The organism is Streptomyces sp. NPDC054794 (genome assembly GCF_053611585.1).
The window spans coordinates 39,970-61,146 of sequence record NZ_JBSHAQ010000001.1; the positions used below are offsets into that span (position 1 = coordinate 39,970).

23 protein-coding genes and 3 pseudogenes are annotated in these 21,177 nt (G+C 70.2%); 13 read left to right on the forward strand and 13 right to left on the reverse strand.

Features of this window, described 5'->3' with window-relative positions; genetic code table 11:
• Window positions 1–842 precede the first annotated feature (842 nt).
• From ACWGKT_RS00160 to ACWGKT_RS00180, 5 genes are all read left to right on the forward strand, one after another.
• Window positions 843–1,280, forward strand: coding sequence for a hypothetical protein (locus ACWGKT_RS00160; protein WP_453272099.1), 438 nt, complete (start codon window positions 843–845; stop codon window positions 1,278–1,280).
• A gap of 44 nt (window positions 1,281–1,324) precedes the next feature.
• Window positions 1,325–2,302, forward strand: coding sequence for a magnesium transporter CorA family protein (locus tag ACWGKT_RS00165; RefSeq protein ID WP_453271806.1), 978 nt, complete (start codon window positions 1,325–1,327; stop codon window positions 2,300–2,302).
• Window positions 2,303–2,497: 195 nt separating this feature from the next.
• On the forward strand, window positions 2,498–3,043 hold the full coding sequence (locus ACWGKT_RS00170) for a DUF5994 family protein (RefSeq protein WP_453271807.1): 546 nt from the start codon (window positions 2,498–2,500) through the stop codon (window positions 3,041–3,043).
• 251 nt (window positions 3,044–3,294) lie between these two features.
• A complete protein-coding gene (locus tag ACWGKT_RS00175; RefSeq protein ID WP_453272075.1) occupies window positions 3,295–3,567 on the forward strand; it encodes a hypothetical protein in 273 nt (90 codons plus the stop codon).
• A gap of 284 nt (window positions 3,568–3,851) precedes the next feature.
• Window positions 3,852–4,337 carry a DUF5994 family protein gene (locus tag ACWGKT_RS00180; protein ID WP_453271808.1) on the forward strand — a complete coding sequence of 162 codons (486 nt, stop codon included), beginning with the start codon at window positions 3,852–3,854 and terminating at the stop codon, window positions 4,335–4,337.
• 38 nt (window positions 4,338–4,375) lie between these two features.
• Here ACWGKT_RS00180 and ACWGKT_RS00185 read toward each other — a convergent pair whose 3' ends face one another.
• From ACWGKT_RS00185 to ACWGKT_RS00200, 4 genes are all read right to left on the reverse strand, one after another.
• Entirely contained in the window at window positions 4,376–5,644 is a 1,269-nt protein-coding gene (locus tag ACWGKT_RS00185) for an ATP-binding protein (protein ID WP_453271809.1), read from the reverse strand.
• 154 nt (window positions 5,645–5,798) lie between these two features.
• Entirely contained in the window at window positions 5,799–6,650 is an 852-nt protein-coding gene (locus ACWGKT_RS00190; RefSeq protein WP_453271810.1) for a slipin family protein, read from the reverse strand.
• Window positions 6,651–6,800: 150 nt separating this feature from the next.
• On the reverse strand, window positions 6,801–7,079 hold the full coding sequence (locus ACWGKT_RS00195) for a hypothetical protein (RefSeq protein WP_453271811.1): 279 nt from the start codon (window positions 7,077–7,079) through the stop codon (window positions 6,801–6,803).
• A gap of 10 nt (window positions 7,080–7,089) precedes the next feature.
• A complete protein-coding gene (locus ACWGKT_RS00200) occupies window positions 7,090–7,779 on the reverse strand; it encodes a DUF5994 family protein (protein ID WP_453271812.1) in 690 nt (229 codons plus the stop codon).
• 540 nt (window positions 7,780–8,319) lie between these two features.
• Here ACWGKT_RS00200 and ACWGKT_RS00205 point away from each other — a divergent pair.
• Window positions 8,320–8,925 carry a DUF5994 family protein gene (locus tag ACWGKT_RS00205; RefSeq protein ID WP_453271813.1) on the forward strand — a complete coding sequence of 202 codons (606 nt, stop codon included), beginning with the start codon at window positions 8,320–8,322 and terminating at the stop codon, window positions 8,923–8,925.
• Between the two features lie 291 nt (window positions 8,926–9,216).
• Here ACWGKT_RS00205 and ACWGKT_RS00210 read toward each other — a convergent pair whose 3' ends face one another.
• The 8 genes and pseudogenes from ACWGKT_RS00210 to ACWGKT_RS00245 form a co-directional block, all read right to left on the reverse strand.
• The gene (locus tag ACWGKT_RS00210) at window positions 9,217–10,458 is read right to left on the reverse strand and encodes a PP2C family protein-serine/threonine phosphatase (protein ID WP_453271814.1); all 1,242 of its coding nucleotides are present in this window, start codon (window positions 10,456–10,458) and stop codon (window positions 9,217–9,219) included.
• A 284-nt stretch (window positions 10,459–10,742) separates the two neighbouring features.
• A pseudogene (locus tag ACWGKT_RS00215) lies at window positions 10,743–11,961 on the reverse strand (PP2C family protein-serine/threonine phosphatase).
• Window positions 11,962–12,284: 323 nt separating this feature from the next.
• Window positions 12,285–12,440 (reverse strand): DUF6131 family protein, encoded by a 156-nt coding sequence (locus tag ACWGKT_RS00220; RefSeq protein ID WP_400131302.1) that lies wholly within the window; start codon window positions 12,438–12,440, stop codon window positions 12,285–12,287.
• An 86-nt stretch (window positions 12,441–12,526) separates the two neighbouring features.
• Complete coding sequence (locus tag ACWGKT_RS00225; protein ID WP_453271815.1) at window positions 12,527–13,135, reverse strand: alkaline shock response membrane anchor protein AmaP; 609 nt, start codon at window positions 13,133–13,135, stop codon at window positions 12,527–12,529.
• Between the two features lie 30 nt (window positions 13,136–13,165).
• Window positions 13,166–13,852 (reverse strand): DUF6286 domain-containing protein, encoded by a 687-nt coding sequence (locus tag ACWGKT_RS00230; protein WP_453271816.1) that lies wholly within the window; start codon window positions 13,850–13,852, stop codon window positions 13,166–13,168.
• Between the two features lie 52 nt (window positions 13,853–13,904).
• Window positions 13,905–14,312, reverse strand: a complete 408-nt coding sequence (locus ACWGKT_RS00235) for an Asp23/Gls24 family envelope stress response protein (protein ID WP_453271817.1) — start codon at window positions 14,310–14,312, stop codon at window positions 13,905–13,907.
• Window positions 14,309–14,476 carry a hypothetical protein gene (locus tag ACWGKT_RS00240; RefSeq protein WP_453271818.1) on the reverse strand — a complete coding sequence of 56 codons (168 nt, stop codon included), beginning with the start codon at window positions 14,474–14,476 and terminating at the stop codon, window positions 14,309–14,311. Before ACWGKT_RS00240 ends, ACWGKT_RS00235 begins: the two co-directional genes overlap by 4 nt.
• Before the next feature lie 76 nt (window positions 14,477–14,552).
• The gene (locus tag ACWGKT_RS00245; protein WP_453272076.1) at window positions 14,553–15,038 is read right to left on the reverse strand and encodes an Asp23/Gls24 family envelope stress response protein; all 486 of its coding nucleotides are present in this window, start codon (window positions 15,036–15,038) and stop codon (window positions 14,553–14,555) included.
• Between the two features lie 197 nt (window positions 15,039–15,235).
• Here ACWGKT_RS00245 and ACWGKT_RS00250 point away from each other — a divergent pair, with 197 nt between their 5' ends.
• The 5 genes and pseudogenes from ACWGKT_RS00250 to ACWGKT_RS00270 all read left to right on the forward strand — a co-directional run.
• Window positions 15,236–15,784, forward strand: a complete 549-nt coding sequence (locus ACWGKT_RS00250) for an RNA polymerase sigma factor (RefSeq protein ID WP_453271819.1) — start codon at window positions 15,236–15,238, stop codon at window positions 15,782–15,784.
• On the forward strand, window positions 15,775–16,449 hold the full coding sequence (locus ACWGKT_RS00255) for a hypothetical protein (protein ID WP_453271820.1): 675 nt from the start codon (window positions 15,775–15,777) through the stop codon (window positions 16,447–16,449). Before ACWGKT_RS00250 ends, ACWGKT_RS00255 begins: the two co-directional genes overlap by 10 nt.
• Entirely contained in the window at window positions 16,446–16,811 is a 366-nt protein-coding gene (locus ACWGKT_RS00260; protein ID WP_453271821.1) for a hypothetical protein, read from the forward strand. Before ACWGKT_RS00255 ends, ACWGKT_RS00260 begins: the two co-directional genes overlap by 4 nt.
• Window positions 16,812–17,027: 216 nt before the next feature.
• Window positions 17,028–17,633: a DUF5994 family protein gene (locus tag ACWGKT_RS00265; protein WP_453271822.1), complete on the forward strand. Its 606-nt coding sequence runs from the start codon at window positions 17,028–17,030 to the stop codon at window positions 17,631–17,633.
• Window positions 17,634–17,716: 83 nt separating this feature from the next.
• Window positions 17,717–17,842 (forward strand): annotated as a pseudogene (locus ACWGKT_RS00270) (STAS domain-containing protein); the annotation flags it as partial.
• Window positions 17,843–17,991: 149 nt separating this feature from the next.
• Here ACWGKT_RS00270 and ACWGKT_RS00275 read toward each other — a convergent pair.
• Window positions 17,992–18,406: pseudogene (locus ACWGKT_RS00275) on the reverse strand (PP2C family protein-serine/threonine phosphatase); the annotation flags it as partial.
• Between the two features lie 154 nt (window positions 18,407–18,560).
• Between ACWGKT_RS00275 and ACWGKT_RS00280 the strand changes: the two are divergent.
• Both ACWGKT_RS00280 and ACWGKT_RS00285 read left to right on the forward strand, forming a co-directional pair.
• A complete protein-coding gene (locus ACWGKT_RS00280) occupies window positions 18,561–19,874 on the forward strand; it encodes a PP2C family protein-serine/threonine phosphatase (RefSeq protein ID WP_453271823.1) in 1,314 nt (437 codons plus the stop codon).
• Between the two features lie 131 nt (window positions 19,875–20,005).
• On the forward strand, window positions 20,006–21,106 hold the full coding sequence (locus ACWGKT_RS00285) for a GAF and ANTAR domain-containing protein (RefSeq protein ID WP_453271824.1): 1,101 nt from the start codon (window positions 20,006–20,008) through the stop codon (window positions 21,104–21,106).
• Window positions 21,107–21,177 lie beyond the last annotated feature (71 nt).

The following is a 21,177-nucleotide window of genomic DNA, read 5'->3' on the forward strand; positions in this document are numbered from 1 at the left end:
GCGCGCGGGGCCGCCGTCGCGCAGTTCGACGGCTTCGCGCGTGCCGGTGGACGCGCGGGATGGCACGCTGGTCCGCACCCCGGAGCCCGTCGGCGGTTTCCAGGGTGTCTGCTGTCGGTCGGCGTCGAGCACCATACGGATGCCTGCGGAGGCGTCAGCAGCGGCAGGACGGTGCGCTCCTGGCGAGCATGCCGCCTGGCGACGCATGATCAGGTGTGTGCTCTCGGCCGCGACGAAATCCCCAAATGGAGTGGCTTGTTACCTGCTGGTGCACCGAGTGCGAGAGGCGCTCCTGCCACCTCGCCTGGCCGCGGAGGGCCGGTTGTGCCGTCGTGATCCGCCGCGATCTGCTGGAAGTCCTGGCCGAACGGGCGCCTGCAACCGTCGTCATCCGAGACTCTTTCATGCGCCTTGGGTATGGCGAAGAGCGGAAATGGAGCGCAAGCGCTCGGTCGCGTGGTGGAGGAGCGGGTCGCGGCCCTGGTCCTCTACCTCACCGCCGCTGACCCCAGTCGGCAACTTGCTCTGGATCTCTCGTCAGTGTGAGTCCTGGAACACCTGGCGACAGCTGGCCACAGATGCGAAACGTTGTAGCCTCCGAAGACAGCCCTTGACCTGCAAAGAGCAGGCAGGGAGCAGACAAAACGGGAGTTTCCTCGTGCTTCGTACCATGTTCAAGTCCAAGATCTAGCGTTTGGGTTTTTCCGCAGGTCAGAGCGCTGATCGTCGCGTCAGGGTCAGCAAAAGGTCAGCATGAGGCCGGGCCGTGTCCGGCTTGTTGACCTGCACCCGCTGCAGGGACCCGCTGTCACGCCCGGCGCCTCGCTCGGAAGGCTTGGTGCGTGGCTCGGCAGCTCGCCCGTGGGATGGGGTCGTGCTTCATGGAGTGCGGTTGTTCCTGGCCGACTTGTTGCCCGCATCCGTACACGATTCGGTTCAGGGACGCTCTCGGCAAGCAGCGTGAAGAGGCCGGCTACGACGCGCAGGACGACGTGATCGAGCGCCTTGCGCAGATCTACGCGGAGAAAAGGAAGACGGCGCCGTCCGTTGCCGAGGCCCGCCGGGAACTCGGTCAGCAGACGGTCGCGGAATACCAAGCGGTGGTGGCCGCGGCAGCGCAGGATGACGGAGTACTCCACGGGCTGGCACGTGGACAGCTCCGTCAACGTGCACAGGCCGCCCGGGACGAGGTCGGTGAACCGGCTGCCGCGTACGTTACGTGCGGTGAGGACCTGGCGGCGCGCGAAGTCGGGCGGTCCTTGCCGGTCAAGGATCAATGAGGGTCAAGCGGCATGATCTGGGCGTAAGACACTAACCTCGGGCCATGGTGACGCGCACCCGGCTGTATCACGACGGCACTCTCGTCCTGGAGGGCTTTCCCGCCAGTGACGTTTCCGCGCATCTCGCCGATCCGGCGTCGGTCCTGTGGCTGGACCTGTACCGGCCCGGGTCTGCCGAGTTCACCATGCTCGGCCAGGAGTTCGGCATCCACGAACTGGCTCTGGAGGACGCCGCTCAGCGTGGGCAGCGGCCGAAACTCGACCGCTATCGCACCCATGAATTCCTCAGCGCCTATGCCGTGACCGTCAGCCCGGACGGTGCGGAACTGACGTACAGCGAGATCGCCGTATTCCTCACCAGCCAGGCCATGATCACCGTCCGCAAGGACTCCGGTTTCGACATCGAGAACGTCGTCGCCCGCTGGGACGAGAGCCCGGACCTGGCCGGCCATGGCGTCGGATTCCTGCTGCACGGCCTGCTCGACCATCTCGTGGACGGTCACTTCGCCGCGGTCCGGCAACTGGACGACAGCATCGAGGAGCTGGAGGGTCTGCTCTTCTCGGCCGGGCGCCGTGAGGTCGAAGCTGTACAGCGCCGGGTTTTCGCACTGCGCAAATCGCTCGTCCGGTTGCGCCGTGTCGTGCTCCCGATGCGTGAGGTGGTCAACGGGCTCATGCGTCCCGGCCTGCACGTGATCGCCGACCCTCTCGTCCCGTATTACCAGGACGTCTACGACCATGTGCTGCGTGCCACCGAATGGACGGAATCACTGCGGGACCTGGTGGCCTCGGTCATGGAGACGAACCTCTCGGTCCAGGCCAATCGCATGAACCTGATCATGAAGAAGGTGACGAGCTGGGCCGCGATCATCGCCGTCCCCACCGCGATCACCGGCTACTACGGCCAGAACCTCCCCTATCCCGGTTTCGGCCGCCAGTCCGGATTCATCACCTCCGCCGCCGTCATCGTGGTCCTGTCCGCACTGCTGTATGCGACGTTCAAGCGCAAGGACTGGCTCTGACCGGCCCGGTGCCGGGCACCGGCGACCAGGTTCCGAAGGCGGGGAAATACCTGGTCACCCCCGGCTTTTCGGGCCGGTGAGCGGAGTAGTGTGAAGGCACCGGGAGTTCTTCGCGTACCGGCTCCGCTGCGGGTGCCGTTTCCGGTGATCGACAGCGCCGGGCCGCACCCACGAGCCCGGGGACAGGTCCGCGCGATGCCCGTGACCATTGACCGTACGACATCGAGCAGGCGCGCGCCGCCGCCGGCCCGGCTGTCCCTGACGCCCGCGCCGGGCGGGCTGGACGGCACGTGGTGGCCCCGCTCCCGTGCCCTCACCCGTGAGCTGCCGTCCTTGACGGCCGCACTGGGCGATCTCTGGGGTCGTATCACGGGTGTCACCGTGAACCCGGCCTACTGGCCCGTCCTGCCGCACTGGGTGTCCGACGCCGGGCGCACGGTGCATGTGGGCTGGTCCACCGAGGAGCAGGATCCGCACAGACTCACTCTCTTCTCCACCTATGGCCGCTGGGACGTGCTGGTGCTTCCGCCGGAAACCGGTGCGGATGCGGCCGCGCAGCTGATGGCCGGCGACGGCATCGATGTCCCGGCCCGGGCGGACGCAGCAGACCGGATCGATGCCCGAAACAGGGAAGAAGCGTGGGAGACCGACGGCGGAGGAGGTCGGCCGTCGTCCCCCGCCCCGGCCCATCGGCTCGACAGGGCCTTCGCCCGGCGGTCGGCGGAGGTGAGAGAACCATGACTGTCATCGCCGTGGCCGTGCTGCTCCTTCTGGTCGCCGTCGGAGTCGTTCTGATCCACCAGCTCCACGGTCAGCACGACGAACGGATCGCCGCCTTCCACTACAGCGATGTGCTGCCGGGGATCGGGCGTCGGACCCGGAGGCAGCGTCGGCCGGCGGTGGACGCGACCGTTCCGATGCGCTCCACCGCGACGGCGGCCGCGGATGACATCGACTTCGGCCCGACCGCGGGCGGTAGAGGAAGGCGCGTCATGGCGATATTGCGAGACCGGAAGACGTACCGCGAGAGGATCATGCAGGCTCTGTACCGAGCCTCCGAAGGCAATCGCCTCCTGGGCGTCGATGGGGCGAAGCTCCGCACCGACCTCGGTATCCCCGAGCAGGACATGGCCGCTGCCTGTATGTACCTGGCGGGTGAAGGCTGGGTCGTCGTGGACTGGGGGAGGGGCAACACGCCCGCGATGATCACGCTGACGCACCAAGGGATCCGACAGATGGAGACAGAGGAGGAAGGGCGTGGCTGAGCCGCCGCGTCGCCTTCTCGGACCGAAGTGAACCTTCGCAAGGATTGGTCATGTCGGATTAATCCCTTTGGCGTAATGTGGAAAGCGGGTCGGCGCACGCTCACGTGCAATGACCCGGAAGGGCGGCTCCGGCGGGTATACGCCGGAGCCGTTGCCTGTTTCCGTAACCGCGCTCTGCGGCGAAGCGCTCGCGCGAGCGTCGTGCGGAGTAAGGTGAGGCAGCAGGGTCGTATCGCGGTCGCACGCCCTGCGGTCGCACTGCTCTCTGCGGACGGGCGGACACCATGGCCGACTCCGACACCCCCGACCTCCCCAGGCTCCTGCCGGACGCCGTCCACCGGTCGGTGAAACCCGGCACGGCCCTGCTGCGGCTGGAGACGACACGCGCACGCGAGGGAATCCTGGACGGCGCATGGTGGCCGCGGTCACGGGACATAGCTGCCGAGCTCCCCTCGCTGATCTCCGCGTTGACCGAGCACCTCGGACCTGTCACCCGGGTCGGTCTGGACGGCAGCGCCTGGGACGAGCTGCCGACCCGGGTGATGGTCGACGGCCGAGTCGTCCACCTCGACTCCTTCCCGGTCGGTGACGACACCGTCCTCATCACCCGGGGCGACCGGGACCATTTCTCCTTGATGCTGGTCCCTCCGGACACGTCGCCCGACGCGGCACGCGCCGCGATGGCCAGGGCCGTACGGGCCGACAACGTCACCGAGGCCAGGCAGATCCTCATCAATACGGGCAGCGACACGCCACCTACGCCGGCCTGACATATCCGCCGCAGACCGACTCCCTATCGGCCTGGACGCTAGATGCGGGCGAACTTCTGCGTCTGCTGGGCGAATTCCTGGGCCATGGGGGCGCTGACCGTGGGCTTGGTGTCGCTGATCGTGTCCAGGTAGTCGTCCGTGGTGGGGGCGGCCCGGGTTCCGGTGTCGAAGGTGCGCTCGAACTGGGCCTGGGAGACGGTTCGCGCCGCGTGGGCGATGTCGGCGGGGGTGAATCCCTCGCTGGCGGACGCGAGTACCACGCTGTCGGCCCGCGCGCCCGCTCGGGCCAGGTAGCTCTCCCACAGCGCGGTCCTGGCGGTGTGGTCGGGAGGGCCGATCGGCAGCACGTAGTCGAAGCGGCCGTGTCGCAGGAACGCGGAGTCGAGCGTGGTCACGTTGTTCGTGGCGCAGACGAGCAGCCGTCCGTCCTGGCTTCGGAACCGGACGATCGCCTTGAGCAGTTCGTTGACGACGCCGACAGCGGTCGCGTCCGCGCCGCCGCGTTCGCCGGCGATCTCCTCGACCTCGTCGATGAAGACGAGGACGTGGTCGAGCCGGGCGATCTCGTCGAAGCGCCGGTTCAGCCCGGTCGCCAGGCCGTACTCGGCGGCCAGACGGGCGGGGAACAGTTCGAGGAAGGGCCATCCCAGGCGGCTGGCGATCGCGTGTGCGAACGTGCTCTTGCCGGTCCCGGGCGGCCCGAACAGCATCACCGCCCGCGGCAGTTCCACTCCGTGCTGGGCGGCCAGTTCGGGATGGGCCAGCGGCAGGACCAGGCGCCGCTCGATGAGCTGCTTCTCCCGTTGCATGCCCGCGACTTTCTGCCACAGTCCCCCCGGTGGCAGCTCCGCTCCGAGCGAGGACAGCGTGCCGGCCGACTGCGGAGTCACCGGCCCGCGCTTTTCGAAGAAGACCAGGCCGGGGCGGGCGCCGAAGTCGCAGTTGCGCAGGGCGGTGGCACCGGTCTCGCCCTCGGGCAGGACGGCGTGCACGGCCCGGACGCCGGCGGCGAAGAGCCGTTGCTCAAGGGCGGTGATCAGGGCACTGCCCAGCCCGCGCTGCCGCCAGCCGGGCGCCATGCAGATGCGCAGGATCCATGCCCGTTCGCCCTCCACCCTGCTCACCGCGGCGCCGATCAGCACGTCGTCGGCCGTGGCCACCACAGCAGGGTGGCGCGCCTGGAGAGCCGTCACGGCGTCCGAGAGCGGGAAGAGCGGCGGCTCCTCGGTCGTGCCGCTCTCCATGTCGACTCGGATCAGCGCTTCGAGATCGTCCTGGGTGTAGTCCCTGACCCGCCAACCCGTCATGATCAGCTCCGCGTGTTCGGCCGTACTCCCATCATCAGCCGATGCCCAAAGGACGCGCGCGACAGGCGCCGGCCACGAGTCCGCCCTGGTGGCCCGGATCGCTCGGCCCGCACCACCACCGCGGTATGCGGTGATGGTGCGGGCCGTAGTCGGGTCACGCTGCGGTGCCGGCCGGGCTGAGGGACTTGTCGGTGCGGCCGGTGCCGGCCAGTGGCGCTGCCGCGGCGGGTGCAGCGGCCGCGGTTTCCCGGGCGAGGAAGGAGCCGAGCTCGCCGATCGTGCTCATGAGGGGGGCCGGGAAGACGACGGTGGTGTTCTGGTCGACACCGATCTCCACCAGGCTCTGCAGATTGCGCAGTTGAAGCGCCAGGGGGTGGGCCATCATGGTGTCCGAGGCGTCGCCGAGCGCGGCCGCGGCCAGCGACTCGCCCTCCGCGTTGATGATCTTCGCTCGCTTCTCCCGCTCGGCCTCGGCCTGGCGGGCCATGGCGCGCTTCATGGTGTCGGGCAGTTGGATGTCCTTGAGCTCGACCAGCGTGACCTGCACACCCCAGTCGACGGTGGTGACGTCGAGGATCTGGCGGATGTCCAGGTTGATGCGGTCCGTCTCCGACAGCGTCTCGTCGAGCGTGTGCCGGCCGACGACCTTCCGCAGGGTGGTCTGGGCGATCTGGTTGATCGCCGCGTTGACGTTCTCCACGGCGACGACCGACTTGACGGCGTCGACGACGCGGAAGTAGGCGACCGCCGACACGTCAACGCTCACGTTGTCCCGGGTGATGATGCCCTGGGACTGGATCGGCATGGTGACGACCCGCAGGGACACCCGGTGCAGGGTGTCGACGAACGGGATGATGAACCGCAGTCCCGGGGAGCGTGTTCCGACGAGTCGGCCGAAGCGGAACAGCACTCCCTTCTCGTACTGCTTGACGACCTTCACGGACAGGGCGAGGGCCAGGACGGCCAGGATGCCGATCACGACGATGAGAACGATCAGGGCTTGCATGTGCTGCTCCTCGGGACGAGGGCCACGTGGGGCGGGGACCCGCCGGTCGAGACCCCTGCCTGTGCCCGCGTCGGTTCGTGAGGCAGGGCCGAAACCCGTCGGTACGGGCCGCGCCGACGGTCGGTGCGTGGGGCCGGGGACATCGCCTCGTCACCCGTGGTGAGTGATGCGGTCGCGGCGGCGCGGTGGGAAGCGGCCGCGGCCCCCGTCACGGTGGTCACGTCGTTCGCCGACGGTCGGCGAGGTGGACCGCGGTGGTCCCGCAGGGGGTCGTGCCGTGTCGGTGCCGCGACTCGGACCGCCGGGCAGGACGCGACTGTACCGGTGCACGGCGATCCTTTCGGCGTGCTCGATGTCGAGCCGGTGGATCACGAATGCCGCCGCTGCGATGAGGACCAGGAAGACGCCGGTCGTCAGGAAGATGTTCATGGCGGTTGTCTCACATGCCGATGATCAGGCGACTGACGCGATGGGTCCGTGCCGGAACGGCCGCAGAGGAGGGGCCGCTCTCGTACTTCCCTGCCTCGTCCGGTTCGAGTGGCCGGTCGGCAGCGGAGGCGGCACTCCGGGTCTCGTCCGCGGCGATGAGAGCGCTTGCGGTCATCGGTGGACCGTCGTAGTCGGACGCGGCCGCCATCAGGCGGGCCGCCGACTCCGCCCCGGTCTCGGGTGGGATGACCAGCAGATCCCAGCGGCCGGTGCCGTAGGAGAGCAGCAGCAGCTTGTGCGGCTCGATCTCCGGGGTGAACCAGCCGACCTTGACGACATGACCGCCCACGGGGATCTCGTGCGGGATGACCGGCCAGCACTTCGGGTTGACGGCGATGCGGGTGATGCGGCCCCACAGGGGGTCCAGCACGTCGGTCAGTGCGGGCAGCTCGCTCGGCAGGTCCCGGGAGCGGGGCCACCAGGCACCGTCCAGGAGGCCGCGCGACGTGCCGTCTGTCTTCAGCGCGAGACGCGCGGCCGGGGCTGCGACGGGCTCGTGGTGTGGCAGGGGTTGGTGCAAGGTCGCCGACATGATGCGGACCCGTCTCCGGGCCGCCTTCGCGGCGACCCGGGTTTCATCTCTCGCCGAGAACGACCCGGCGTGGAAGCCGGTGTGCGAAATGCCCTCGGTGTTGTCCACGGTACTCCGCACACGCCGGGGCGGTTGTGGAGACGACGCCGCATTCCGTGAAGCGGCTGTCGATACCGGCGGGGGCGCGCTGCGGGTGCCGGGGCGTGTCGTATGCCGGTTGCCGGACCGGTCTCACGCCCGACGGCTCGATGCCCTGGTCCAGCACTCCTTGGCTGTGTCACGTGATCGGTGAGTACCCGTTCTGATCGTCCTCGTGGCTGTCGTGCCGGGACTCATCGGCGCGACAGCGGAGGGCCCCGGCCATCTGCTGATCATCGGCACCGTGCTCCTCGTGGCCGACATGGCCCTCGACGCCGTGCGACTGTCCCGGCGCTCCCGTGGGCGCCTCCTGCGCCGACCGCGGCGGCTGACGACCAGGGCCTCGTGTTGCGTTCAGCCCGTCGCTCCGCATCGGTCCGTCGGGGGTCGGCGAGGAGTACCGTGGGGATTACCGAGAGCACCTCGTACACCGGCTTCCAGGCCGACGTCGTCCTCGGCGATTCATGACAACCGGGCCGGCCGTGACCGGCCCGGGGTTGGGTCCGCGCCATGACCGCGACCATGCCTTTCACGCCCGCAGTCGAGGACCGGGCCCCTTCTTCGTCACCACTCCGACTCACGCTGGCACCGGCCGGCGCCCCTCCGGCCCTGATCGATGGTGCCTGGTGGCCCCGCTCGCGCAACCTGACGGAGCAGCTCCCGGCGCTCGCCGAATGTCTCGAGGCGCTGTGGGGGCGGATCGCCCGGGTAGCGGTGAGCCGTACGTTCTGGCCGGTCATTCCAGGAAGAGTGCCCGCGCACGGCCACATGGTGTGCGTCGGCTGGTCCAACGCCGGGCAAGACCCGCACAAGCTGATGCTGCTGTCCTACACCTTCGGCCGCTGGGACCTGCTGGTGATTCCACCGGAGACAGACCCGGCCACCGCGGCCCGGCTCATGGTCATGGCCACCGACCCGTCACGGAACCTCACGGCGAGCGGCCTGATGCAGGAGGCCGAAGGCTTCCGGACCATGGCAGAGGACGAGGCCGACTCGGACTCGATGCGGGAGGCGGTCTGGGAATCCGAAGGCGGGCATGACGCCCGCCACCCGACCTCACATACCCCTGTCGGAGCGGTCATTGACCTTTTGCCGACCCCGGCAGAAGGGATGTGAAGGCATGGAGACCTTCGCGACAGTGATCCTGCTCCTGGGATGATCGCCGTGGGCGTGCTCGTGATTCAGCTGTTCACGACGCGCCACGACGGTCGCACGGTGACCTTGCCCTCCGGCCATACCCGGCTGTGGCACCGAACCGAGAAGTGAACCCCCCGCAACCGGCTCAGCTGCTCAACGGCTCAGCGGAAGGGGCTCCCGCACCAGGGCGGCCTGCCATGAGGTAACCAGTCGGCCCTGCGCCTGGAACGCAGGCTGCTGAACCGGCTGTTCGCCTCACTGGCGGTCGCCTCACTCCAGGATGGCGAGGTGGTCGGCGGCGCCCCCGCGCCATTCGATCAGGAAGAGGGTCGCGTCGTCGCTGGTGCGGCCGCCCCGTTGCTGTTTCAGAGCGTGGGAGAGTGCGCGCACCACCGCGCGTACTCCCTTCTCTGTGTGTTCGATGCGGTTGACCCAGTGGATGAGTTGCTCCTCCCCGAACTGCTCTTCGCCTGCTTCGTGCTCCTCGATCAGGCCGTCGGTGAAGCACAGCACCCGGTCGCCGTGTTGGAGCATCTGCTCGCTGATCCGGGGCTCTTCACCGCCGAAGCCGACCGGCAGGGTGGTCGGGCCTGTCAGTTGCCGTACGACCTGGTGGTTGCGGATCAGCAGCGGTGCGGGGTGGCCCGCGTTGACCCACTGCAGGTGGCCCGTTGCGATGTTCAGGCGCATCATCTGCGCGGTGACGAAGTGGTCGGGCCCGAACTGCTCCGCGATGGCCCGGTCCATGAACGCGTAGATCTCGGACAGGCCGATGTCGGCACGTCTGGCGTGCCGGTAGGCCCCGACGGCGACGGTCGCCATCGTGGCGGCGTCCAGGCCGTGGCCCATCGCATCGACGATGGCCAGGTGCAGGATGTCCTCGTTGAGGGCGTAGTCGAAGCTGTCGCCTGCGACGCTGTAGGCGGGCTCCAGGATTCCGGCCACTGCTGTCTGTGGGACGGACATCGCCAGCGGCGGCAGCAGGGACCACTGGATCTCGGCGGCCACGCTCATCGGTTCGCGGCGCCGGGCGAGGAAGAACTGGTCGGTGTAGCTGTGCTTGGTGACCAGCATGTCGGCCACCAGACCGGCGAGCCTGCGCAGTAGCCGCCGGTCGTCGTCATCGACGGTGTCCAGGGTGAGGCCCATCACTCCGACCTGGTCGCTGCCGTCCAGCAGCGGTAGGTACATCCGGACGCCGTCGGGCTGCGGCACCTCGACAGTGGTCGCCTGCAGGAAGGCGGTGCCGGCGGGAGAGTCACCGATCGGCTCGGGCTCGCCGACCATCAGCCGCCGACCCGGCAGCGGCACCAGCACCAGCTGGCCGTAGTCCTGCAGCAGGATCGAGACGTCGCGGCCACCGACCCTGGCCACCTCTTCCGCGATCAGCGGGGCGATCAGCTGCGGCGGCATCTCGTGTGCCCGGTCCAGCAGCACCCCCAGTAGCCGCTCACCGAACCCTTCCGAACGGTCCGTCATGCCGTTGTCGGGTCGCCGCTCACCTTGTGCCATGGCCGCGCTCTTGCACCGGTGTCCTCGAAGTCTCGGTCATCATGTTCCTGCTGACCTCGTGCCGCGGATGCGGCGCCCGCCCCGACACGCTCGGGCTGTCCGGCGGGCACGGCCGTTCCGCTCGACCCTCTCACGTGATCCGAGCACAGGGCTCCTGACACGACCGTGATCAACCCTTCCAGAGTGACGCGGCCGACCACCCAAGGTGCCCATTACGACAAACGTGGCATGTCGCAAGTGATCAGGGCAGATGGCTTTCCACCCGGCTGCCGCCGTGAGGCCGGTCAGCCTGAGCCGCGCCACTCGATCAGCAGGAGCGTCGCGTCGTCCGTCGTGATCCCGCCCCGCGCCCGTTGCAGCGTGTGGGAGAGGGAGCGGGCCACCGTCCGGATCTCCCTGCGCCGTGGGTTCGAGGCGGTTCACCCAGGCAATGAGCTGTTCCTCACCGAATTCCTCACCGCCGACATCGCGCTCCTCGATCAGTCCGTCGGTGAAGCACATGATCCGGTCGCCGGGGGCGAGAGCCACTTCACTGATCCGGGGCTCGTGACCGCCGAAGCCGACGGGCAGCGTCGTCGGGCCGTGCAGTCGCCGTACGACACGGTGTCCACGGATCAGCAAAGGAGCGGGATGTCCGGCGTTGACCCACTGAAGCCGGCCCGCGGCCGTGTCGAGCCGCATCATCTGAGCGGTCGCGAAGTGGTCGGGGCCGAACTGCTCGGCGACGGCCCGGTCCATGAACGCGTAGATCTCCGACAGGCCGACGCTGATCCGCCGGGCATGCCGGTAGGCCCCGATGACCACCGTGGCCATCGCGGCGGCGTCCAGTCCGTGGCCCATCGCGTCGACCATGGCCACATGCAGGACATCGCCGTTGAGGGCGTAGTCGAAGCTGTCGCCGGCCACGTCATAGGCGGGTTCCAGCATCCCGGCCAACCCGACCCGGGGTGTGGACATCGCCAGCGGTGGCAGCAGCGACCATTGGATCTCCGCCGCCACACTCATCGGTTCTCTGCGCCGCAGCAGGAAGAACAGATCGGTGTAACCGTGCTTGGTCACCAGCATGTCGGCCACGAGCGAGGCGAGTCTGCCCAGCAGCCGTCGGTCGTCGTCGTGGAGGCGGTCCAGGGTGACGGCCATGACGCCCACCTGGTCGCCACCGTCCAGCAGGGGCAGGTAGACCCGCACACCGTCGGCCTGCGGCACCTCTACGGGACGCGCCTCCTGGAAGGCACGACCCGCATCGGAGCCGTCGATCTGCTGCGGTTCCCCGGCCGCCAGCCCGTCACCCGGCAGAGGGACGAGCCACACCTGACCGTAGTCCTGCAGGAAGACCGAGGTCTCGCGGCCATCGAGCCTGCCGATCTGCCGCGCGACGAGCGGACCGAGCTGGTGCGGCGGCAACTCGTGCCCTCGGTCCAGCAGGGCTCCCAGAAACTCCTCCCCGAAGCGCTCCGACCGGTCGGAGCCTTCCCCGGGGCCCTGCCGCTCACCGCCCGTCATCGCCGTGGCCCGGGGGGACGTCCTGGCGGATCTTCACGGAGGTGCTGTGCATGCGAACTCCCGACGCAGCCTGACAGGCCGACGCGGCGTGGAAGCTTCCACCCAGGCCGGGGGCTGATCCACCGTCCCGACCGAGTCGGCCGTGCGATCGTTCGGCGAGGGCCCGGACAACGGCCACCGGGCGCGCCGCGCCCGTGCCCGGCACGGCGGAGACCGCAGCCGGATCGACCTCTCCGCCTCCATCATCCGCCGCCGCGAACGCTTGTGGGGGCCGCGCCGACTGCCCGCTGCCCGGGTCACTGCCCTTCAGTGCCCGACCTCGATCACCAGTAGTGGCGTCGACCGGCGACGGCGTGTCCCATCGCGCCGAGGACCCACAGGATGGCTCCGACGACCGCCAGGATGATCCCGATGGTCCACAGGATGGAAATGCCGGTGAGAAAGCCGACGACGAGCAGAATGATGCCCAGGACGATCATGATCTCTCCTTCGGGGAGCAGTGCTGTTCCCCTGCGAACCGCAATGATCCGCAAGAGCGTTGGGGCGGGAACGGCCGGTCTTCCCCTCACTCCACGCGGTGTGGTCTGTGACGGGTGACCTGTACGCGGACCTCGGTGGGCGGGTCAGGGAGGCCGGTGGACCGGCGAGCGGTGCTGAGCGGGCCTTCGCAGAGGGCACCGAGAGCGGCGCCGGGCGCGCCCTCGGGGGTGAGGGTGAGCCTGACGTGGGTGCGGTGGTGGGCTGGTCGGCCGGTGATGTGTGCGGTCGCGTGTTCGATCCCCGGCAGGGCGCCGGCCTCGTTCGCGATCGCGTCGCTGAGCGCGCGGTCGCGCAGTTCGACGCCCTCCTGCGGTGGTGTGCCGCCGACGGGCAGGGAGCCGGGGCGGCGTCGGCTCAGCTGGGCGAGCAGCCACCACAGGGCGAGCAGGGCGGTGAGGACGAGGGCGGCGATGACCGCGGGCCACCACCACCAGCCCTGGCTGCTCCAGCGGGCCCGGTCGGCGGAGCCGAGCAGGACGTCGGCCGGGGTGGTCAGAGGCCAGCCGGCGGGCGGGACCAGATCGTGCCGCCGGTAGAGGTCGAGCCCGGCGAAGAGGACCAGCAGTCCGCCGCCGAGCAGAACCAGTCCGGTGAGGGCCAGCAGACTGCGGTTGAGTGCGGATCGCGGCGTCATGGTGCGGGCTCCCGGTGGTGCGGTTGTCGGTCAGTCGGTGCGTCGCCGTACCCGTACGACGATGCGGGGAGGACGAGCGAGGGCCAGCTGGTCGCGTTCCTCGCCGAGGACGGCGGTGAGGTCGTCCTTCACCCGCTGGGGGTCGCGGAAGCGGACGTCCGCGCGGGCTCGGATGCGGTGGCGGCCTACGAGGACGCGCGCCGAGCCGACTCCGGGGACCCGCATCGCGGCGTCGCGCAGCAGACCGGAGGCGCCGTCGCGGTCCAGGAAGGCCCGCACACGGGGGCAGTCGGCGGGGGAGCGCAGGGGGAGCCAGCGGCGTTGACCGGGGGTGAGGGCCAGGACGATCAGCCAGACGCCGACGGCGGCGGCCACGGCGGCTCCCGTCAGCATCCACACATGGTCCACCGGGCGGGTGGCCAGTTCGTCGGCCAGATGCCGTCTCCAGGCCGCTGCCGGACGTCCCGCCCGTACGGCGATGACGTCGACCAGCGCCGCGACCGCGGCCACGAGGATCACGACGGCGACCAGTGCCGCCGTGATGCGACGCGCGGACCACCTGCGGTGGGTTCCGTGCCCTCCGCCGCGCTCACCGGGTGGGAGGTCCGAGGTGGACACGTCGCGCTCGGGCGGGTCGGGCTCCTTCGTCAGCCGCACGGCGCCACGGTGCGCGGACGGCGCGCCGCTGCGGTCGGGAGGACCGGGATCGGGTGTCATCGCGATCGCCCTTCCTCCACGGAGTGCTGTGCGACCCGGGCCGCGTGGCCGCTCACCGGACCCGCCCCCGGCTCGCGTCGGCGGCGGTCACCAGCCGCCGGACGGTGAGGAGGACCTCTCCCACCCGCAGGCCGGTCAGCTGGGCGACCCGTTCGGCGACGTCCTGCTGGATCCCTTCGCAGACACGGGGGATGTCGGTGGGGTAGGGCAGGTCCATCGTCAGATGCAGGCGCACCGACCCGGTACGGACGGTGGCGGAGGCGTGGGGTGCCGCCGGTCCGCCGCGGTCGGGCGGTACGGCGGCGCGCCGGGACTGGGCCGTGCGTGCGGCCTGGGCGGCGATACGGGCGACCACCCTGTCCGGGATGACGGTGGCGCCCCGCTCGGCCGGGGGCGGCAGCCCGGCGGTCGGCGTCGGCGGGCTCGACCCCTCCCCCGGGGGAGCGGGCCGGGTCCTCACCGCTGCCTCCGTGTCCGGAGGTCGAGGTCGCCCTGTATGACGAGGCCGACGATCAGCCCCGCCGCACCCAGGACCAGCACCAGCAGAAAGGCCCAGAAGCCGCCGAAGTAACCGGCGAAGCCGAGGGCCATACCGGCCGCGAGGCCCGTCATTGCTGCGTTCATCTCGCACTCACCCGTCTCGCGCAGGGGCGTCGCCGTGCGCGCGATCATCCGCGCCCGCCAGGGGCGCGGCGACGGATCACCTCACGCGGCCCTCGTCCGGGGCGGCTTCTTCCTCCTCGTCGGGCAGGTGGACGTCGCCGACGGCGATGTTCACCTCGACGACCTCCAGGCCCGTCATGCGCTCCACGGCGCTGATCACACTGGTACGCACGTCGCCCGCGACGTCGACGATGGAGACGCCGTACTCGACGACGACGTCCAGGTCCACGGCGGCCTGACGTTCGCCGACCTCGACCTTCACCCCCCGCGTGACGGCCCCGCCTCCGCCTCCGGGAACGCGTTCCCGCATGGCGCCGAAGGCGCGCGCCATCCCCGCTCCCAGGCTGTAGATGCCCGGTACCTCGCGGGCCGCCATGCCCGCGATCTTGGCCACCACACCGTCCGCGATGGTGGTCTTCCCCCGTGTCTCGGCCGGCGCCCCGGCCCCGGTGCGGCCCTTGAGCGCGCTCACGCCCGCCTCGGGCCGGCTGCCCCCGCCGACGCTGGTGATGTTGTCCGTCATGGCGGTCGCCTCGATCGGTCCCTCGGACACCGGTGCGGTGCCCTTCGAAAGGTTGGACATGTCGGGCGCCGCGTTCCTCACGCGCATTGCATGTGATGTGCATCACATGCGACCCGTCGGGTACGCGGACGGTCCGAGCCGTGTGCGGGGGTGCCGTGATCGAAAGCGCTGTTTCCCCATCGCCGGGCCGTGACCTGATGGGACGCGACCTGCCGGACGGCCTGCTGGCCGTACGGGCAGCCGAGGGGGACGAGGACTCCTTCGCCGTTCTCGTCCAGCGGCACGGCCGACCCCTCCTTGCCCTGGCCCGTTGCATGCTCGGCAACCCCCACGATGCCGAGGACGCTGTTCAGGACGCCTTCGTCAGCGCCTGGCGCCGGTTGCCGGAATATCACCACAGCGCGGAGTTCCGTACCTGGATGTACCGGATCACCGTCAACCGCTGCCTGACCATGCGTCATCGCCGGCAGCCGCCCCTCCCGCTGGACGCCGTCGCCGAGCCCGCGGCGGGGGACGTCCGGAGCCAACCCGCCCGGTCCGCCGAGCAGGACGCGGCCACCGCCGCCCTGTCCCGCGCACTCGGCGATCTCGACGCCGGGCAGCGACTCTGCTGGATTTTGCGGGAGGTGCAGGGCATGTCCTACAAGGAGATCTCCCACGTGACGCGGACCAGCGAACAGACGGTGCGCGGCAGACTGTTCAGGGCACGCCGATCCCTGCAGGAGGCGATGGGCCCATGGCGCTAGATGACCCGCACGCTCGGCCTTCCGAGACTCTCGGGGGCGACGGGACCGGTCCCAGGCCGGGTGCCACCGACGTCCCCCCGTTCGCAGGTGACGAGGTCCTGCCCTGCGGCCAACTGCTCAGCCAGGTCTGGGAACAGGCCCGCGACACGACGCCGGCCGCGGACCCGCACACCTTCTCCTGCCCTCACTGCCGTGAGGCCGCCGAGGGACTGGCCGCGGTCGACGCGGCCACCCGAGCGCGGCGTGCCGAGGACACGCCCGGCCTCCACACACTCGCCGACCGCGTCATGAACATCATCAGGGCAGAGGTCCGGTTCGGGCGGCTGCTGCCCCTGGCCGACCCGGACCTGGACCTACGGATCACCGAGAGCGCCGCGGCGAAGGTACTGAGGCTGGCCGCGGACACGGTCCCCGGCGCCCGGGCCGCGACCTGCCGGCTCGTACCCGCGGGCTCCGGCACCGACGTGCGGGTGACCATGACCCTGGCCGCCGCCCTCGACCGCCCGCTACCCGACCGGGTCCATCAGGTACGCCGATCGGTCCTCCGCTCGGCCGGACAGGACCTGGGGCTCACGGTGACAGCCGTCGACATCACCGTGGTCGACGTACTGGGGCCGGGGCCAACCCTCGGCCCCCACCTCCCGACGGGCGGTGGCACGCGATGACCGCCACCGGCACCACCGCGCTCCTCGGCGTCGCGGCGGAGGCAGCCCTCGCGGTCCCTGGCGTGGCCGGCCTGCAACCCCGCCTCGCCCGGCGCCTCGCGGCAGCCGCCGCGCCCACTCGGGCGGACACCACGCCGCCCGAGGCCGGCATTCGCGCCGACCGGGCGCCGGACGGTTCGGGATGGCACATCGAGGTGCGGTGCGTCCTGGCAGAGGGCCGGCGGGCGCTGGACATCGCCCGAAACGTCCACGACCGGGTGACAGCCGCCCTCATCACCCACCTCGCCACCCACGGTGTCGCGGAGCCGGTCACCGTCGCGGTCACGGTGACCGGTATTGCCGCCTGGCACGACGCGGCATGAGCGGCGGCGCGGGCACAGGCCCTGCGAACCGTCGGAACCGTCGCTCCTTCGTGCTCTCGTTCAACCCATCGCTCCGCATCGGTCCGCCGGGCCCCGACGAGGAGTAGCCTGGTCATTACCGAGAGCATTCCGCACACCAGCTTCCACGCTGACGTCGTTCTCGGCGATTCACGACAACCGGGTAGGCCACGACCGGCCCGGGGTTGGGTCCGCGTCATGACCGCGACCATTCTGTTGACGCCCGCGGTCGAAGACCGGACTCCTTCTTCGTCGCCCCTCCGGCTCGTCCTGGCACCCCCCGGAGCCGCTCCGGCCCTGATCGACGGTGCCTGGTGGCCCCGCTCCCGCGACCTGACGGCGGAGCTTCCGGCGCTCATCGAGGTCCTTGATCCGCTGTGGGGGCGGATCACCCGAGTAACGGTGAATCCCACGTTCTGGCCCGTCATCCCGCGAAAGGTGCCCGTCCAAGGGCACGTGGTGCACGTCGGCTGGTTCGAAGCCGAGCAAGACCCGCACAAATTGTTGCTGCTCTCCTATACCGTCGGCCGCTGGGACCTGCTGGTGATCCCACCGGAGACAGAGCCGGCCACCGCGGCCCGGCTCATGGCTACGGCCACCGACCCGTCGCGGAGCCTCACGGCGACCGGCCTGATGCATGAGGCCGAACGTTTCCGGGCGGCGGCAGAGGCAGCGGCCGGCTCGAACCTGATCCGGGAGGCGGTCCGGGACTCCGAGGGCGGGCATGACACCCGCCGTCCGGCCTCGCATACCTCTGCCCGAGCGGTCATCGACGACGTGCCCACCCCGGCAGAAGGAATGTGAGGCATGGAGACCGTCACGACGGTGGGCCTGCGCCTGGCGGTGATCGCCCTGGGCGGCCTTCGTGAGGCAGTGTCGACGTCGACCTGATCACGGTCGCCTTCTGCGATGTGACCGGCCTCGACGCCTTGCTCCACGCGTCGCGGGCCACCGCCGTGGCCGGCGGATCCCTGCGCTTGCACCACCCGCCACCGGCGCTGGCTCGAATCATCGCCCTCACCGGTAACAGCACCCTGCTCCACGGCTACCCCGGCGACCTCCCACCACGGCCTTCTGCAGCGCCGTTGATGCCCGCAGCGCCACATCGGGGGCTCACCCGCGCACCGAGCACGATTCCTACGACCGGGAGCCGACTGCCGGCTCACCCCAGCAGGGCGAGGTGGTCGGCGGCGCCCCCGCGCCATTCGATCAGGAAGAGGGTCGCGTCGTCGGTTGACCCAGTGGATGAGTTGCTCCTCGCCGAACTGCTCTTCGCCTGCTTCGTGTTCCTCGATCAGGCCGTCGGTGAAGCACAGCACCCGGTCGCCGTGTTGGAGCATCTGCTCGCTGATCCGGGGCTCTTCACCGCCGAAGCCGACCGGCAGGGTGGTCGGGCCTGTCAGTTGCCGTACGACCTGGTGGTTGCGGATCAGCAGCGGTGCGGGGTGGCCCGCGTTGACCCACTGCAGGTGGCCCGTTGCGATGTTCAGGCGCATCATCTGCGCGGTGACGAAGTGGTCGGGCCGGAACTGCTCGGCGATGGCCCGGTCCATGAACGCATAGACCTCGGCCCGACCGGCCGACCAGAGCCGTAAGGAGAAGACGCGGCCCCGGTGAGACCGTAAGGACATGCCTGGGCCCCGTGCCGTACACGGACGCAGCGCACTGCCTGGGGAGTGGTTTCCCGGGGCGGCAGCGGCCGTAGGGCCACCAGGCGGGTAGGTGGTCGGCATGAACGAGGATGACGCGGACGCTGCGCTGCGAGCCGCGCTCGACCAGCTGGCGTTCGCCACCCGGAGCGCGGCGGCGCTGTCGAGCACGCTGGACGCGGTCGAGGGGCTCAGGCGGGTGTGCCGGGTGCTGGTGCCGGGTCTGGCCGACTGGGCCGCGGCCGACCTGATGGACGAGGACGGCGCCGTCGAGCGGGTCTGTGTCTCGCACCGTGACCCCAACGCCGCCCTGACCGGCCTGACGGGACCGTTGCCGCCGGTGCCGGAGACGGCGACAGGCCCGCTGTCCCGGGTGCTTCGCGGCGCCGGCCCGCTGCTGTTGTCGGCCGGGCGCCTGCCGACCGGGCAGGAGGCGTCCGATCCGTTGCATGCCGCATCCATGCAGCCGTTCGCCCGCCTCGGGGGAGACTCCGTGATCGTGGCACCCTTGCGGGCACGCCGGAGAGTGCTGGGTGCGCTGACCCTGGTCAGGGGCGAGGGGTACCCGCCATGGGGCGAGGCGGAACTGGCGCTGGTCGAGGACCTGACCCACCGCATCGCGCTGGCTCTCGACAACGCCAGGCTCTACGCCGAGACCCAGGCGGTCGCCGAGCGCCTCCAGCGCTCCCTGCTGCCGGACCTGCCCGTCGTACCGGGTCTGCGCATCACCGCCCGCTACTCCCCGGCGGGCACCACGGCGCAGATCGGCGGTGACTGGTATGACAGCTTCGTCCTGCCGGAAAGCGGTGACACCACTTTGATCATCGGCGACGTCACCGGCCACGATCTGCGTGCCGCCGTGACCATGAGCCAGATGCGGAACATGCTGCGTGGCATCGCCTGCGACCGCCGGGAGCCCCCCGGCATGATCCTGCGGCGCTTGGACCTCGCGGTCGACGCCCTCTACAGACACCGGACCGCCACCTGCGTGTACGCGCTGCTCAAGGGCCAGGAAGGAGGGCCGTACCAGCTGGAATGGGCGAGTGCCGGACATCCACCGCCCCTCCTCGTCACCGCAGACGGCGAGACCGCCTACCTGCACGAAGCACACGGCCTGCTGCTGGGCGTCGACCCGCACGCCGAACGGCCCAGTGCCTGCCTGCCCCTGCCCGAGGGCAGCACCCTGCTGTTGTACACGGACGGTTTGATCGAACGGCGCGGCGAATCCATGGATCACGGTATGACCCGGCTCCGGCAGCACGCTGCCGCCTTGGTCGACCAGGACCTCGACGAGCTGAGCGACGAGCTGATGAACGGACTCGTGGCAGGGGCCCACGACGACATCGCCCTGCTCGCCCTGCGACTGCCACGGTCGGACGACGGCATCTCGGCCTGAGGCCACGCGAATGCTCCCGTACGCGATGATCCTGCGACTGTGACGCCTAGGTGCGCGCGCTGGAAAGGAGACAACGCAAGAGCCCGGATCATGCGGGGCGGCCTGCCGAGCAGCGAGGAGGGCGAGGAGTCGTGGGCCAGGAGATCGACACTCACGTCGGCACGAATCCGAGTCCGCCCGGCCAGGCGGACCAGGTCGAGCGGCTTCGGCAGGAGAACGTCGCACTGCGCAATCGGATGCTCGCGCACGCGGCCGTGGCCGCCGCCCAGGGGATCCTCAAGGAGCGATACCGTCTCGCCTCCCTGGAGGAGGGGTTCGAGCTGCTGCGCCGTACTTCTCAGCGGCACAACGTCAAGCTCCATACTCTTGCGGACGCGGTCATCCGCATCGCCGGGCCGGACGAGCGGACCGGTGCCTGGTTTCCCCACCGCGCCCGGGCCGGTGCTCCCCGGCTTCCCGGGCTCCGGCTGCCCGGCAGCACAAGCTCGGCGGCTCCGCAGGGCGCGGTCCTCGGCGCGGGGCTGCGCCGCGTACCGGAGATCACCGAGACCGCCATGGGCAATGTGCAGCTCGCCGAGGGCGGACTGCTGCGCCTGGAGAAGCACTCCGGGCTCGGTCGGCAGTTCACGGACTTCTTCGCCTTCGTCGACCACTCCGGCACCGCATGCGCGCAGGCCGCTCGAGACCGCCGGCAGGTGACCATTCGCGACGTCGCCAGTGCCACCGTCTTCGACGAGGACTCCCGGCACGTGATCCTGCACGCCGGCAGCCGCGCTTGTCACAGCGTCCCGCTGCTCGACGAGCGTGGTGTCTTGCTGGGAGTGATCTCGTCGCATCACGCCCTGCCGATCGCCGGATTCACCAGCAGCCAGCTCGCGGCCCTGCACGAAACCGCCGACGTGGTGGGCCGCCGGCTGGCATGGCACCGACGCACCGTCATCCTGGACGCCCTGGAGGATCTCCAGCGCACAGCGCACAGCGCGCCAGGCGCGCTGAGCGGCTGTTCGGCCCGGCCTGCCGCCCGGTGCTCGTATGCGGTCTCGGCGGGCCCCGGCGTGCGTACACAGGGCTTCCCGTGCCCACGCGAACGACGCGCCAGGGCGGAGACCCCTCGTCGGCAGACTACAAAACGACGCGACCGCCGGGCGTCTGTGCGGAGCCCCGCTGAGGCGTCCTCCTCTCCGACGCGCACGTCACCCGGTTGCCGCGCGCACGTAGTGCATCCGGCCTGACCGACGGCACGGTAGAGGCAGTGGAGAAGTCCGGTGCGGCGCACCGTGTGCTCGAGCGAGTGCAGGAACGG

What these genes read in the sequence shown, in the direction of transcription:
- ACWGKT_RS00265 (WP_453271822.1), top strand. Translation starts at nt 17,028, where the DNA reads ATGACCGCGACCATTCTGTTGACGCCCGCGGTCGAAGACCGGACTCCT.
- ACWGKT_RS00180 (WP_453271808.1), top strand. Translation starts at nt 3,852, where the DNA reads ATGGCCGACTCCGACACCCCCGACCTCCCCAGGCTCCTGCCGGACGCC.
- ACWGKT_RS00175 (WP_453272075.1), top strand. Translation starts at nt 3,295, where the DNA reads ATGGCGATATTGCGAGACCGGAAGACGTACCGCGAGAGGATCATGCAG.
- ACWGKT_RS00220 (WP_400131302.1), bottom strand. Translation starts at nt 12,440, where the DNA reads ATGATCGTCCTGGGCATCATTCTGCTCGTCGTCGGCTTTCTCACCGGC.
- ACWGKT_RS00255 (WP_453271820.1), top strand. Translation starts at nt 15,775, where the DNA reads ATGGCGCTAGATGACCCGCACGCTCGGCCTTCCGAGACTCTCGGGGGC.
- ACWGKT_RS00250 (WP_453271819.1), top strand. Translation starts at nt 15,236, where the DNA reads ATGGGACGCGACCTGCCGGACGGCCTGCTGGCCGTACGGGCAGCCGAG.
- ACWGKT_RS00165 (WP_453271806.1), top strand. Translation starts at nt 1,325, where the DNA reads ATGGTGACGCGCACCCGGCTGTATCACGACGGCACTCTCGTCCTGGAG.
- ACWGKT_RS00240 (WP_453271818.1), bottom strand. Translation starts at nt 14,476, where the DNA reads ATGAACGCAGCAATGACGGGCCTCGCGGCCGGTATGGCCCTCGGCTTC.
- ACWGKT_RS00225 (WP_453271815.1), bottom strand. Translation starts at nt 13,135, where the DNA reads ATGACGCCGCGATCCGCACTCAACCGCAGTCTGCTGGCCCTCACCGGA.
- ACWGKT_RS00210 (WP_453271814.1), bottom strand. Translation starts at nt 10,458, where the DNA reads ATGGCACAAGGTGAGCGGCGACCCGACAACGGCATGACGGACCGTTCG.
- ACWGKT_RS00280 (WP_453271823.1), top strand. Translation starts at nt 18,561, where the DNA reads ATGAACGAGGATGACGCGGACGCTGCGCTGCGAGCCGCGCTCGACCAG.
- ACWGKT_RS00195 (WP_453271811.1), bottom strand. Translation starts at nt 7,079, where the DNA reads ATGAACATCTTCCTGACGACCGGCGTCTTCCTGGTCCTCATCGCAGCG.
- ACWGKT_RS00230 (WP_453271816.1), bottom strand. Translation starts at nt 13,852, where the DNA reads ATGACACCCGATCCCGGTCCTCCCGACCGCAGCGGCGCGCCGTCCGCG.
- ACWGKT_RS00245 (WP_453272076.1), bottom strand. Translation starts at nt 15,038, where the DNA reads ATGACGGACAACATCACCAGCGTCGGCGGGGGCAGCCGGCCCGAGGCG.
- ACWGKT_RS00170 (WP_453271807.1), top strand. Translation starts at nt 2,498, where the DNA reads ATGCCCGTGACCATTGACCGTACGACATCGAGCAGGCGCGCGCCGCCG.
- ACWGKT_RS00205 (WP_453271813.1), top strand. Translation starts at nt 8,320, where the DNA reads ATGACCGCGACCATGCCTTTCACGCCCGCAGTCGAGGACCGGGCCCCT.
- ACWGKT_RS00260 (WP_453271821.1), top strand. Translation starts at nt 16,446, where the DNA reads ATGACCGCCACCGGCACCACCGCGCTCCTCGGCGTCGCGGCGGAGGCA.
- ACWGKT_RS00190 (WP_453271810.1), bottom strand. Translation starts at nt 6,650, where the DNA reads ATGCAAGCCCTGATCGTTCTCATCGTCGTGATCGGCATCCTGGCCGTC.
- ACWGKT_RS00185 (WP_453271809.1), bottom strand. Translation starts at nt 5,644, where the DNA reads ATGACGGGTTGGCGGGTCAGGGACTACACCCAGGACGATCTCGAAGCG.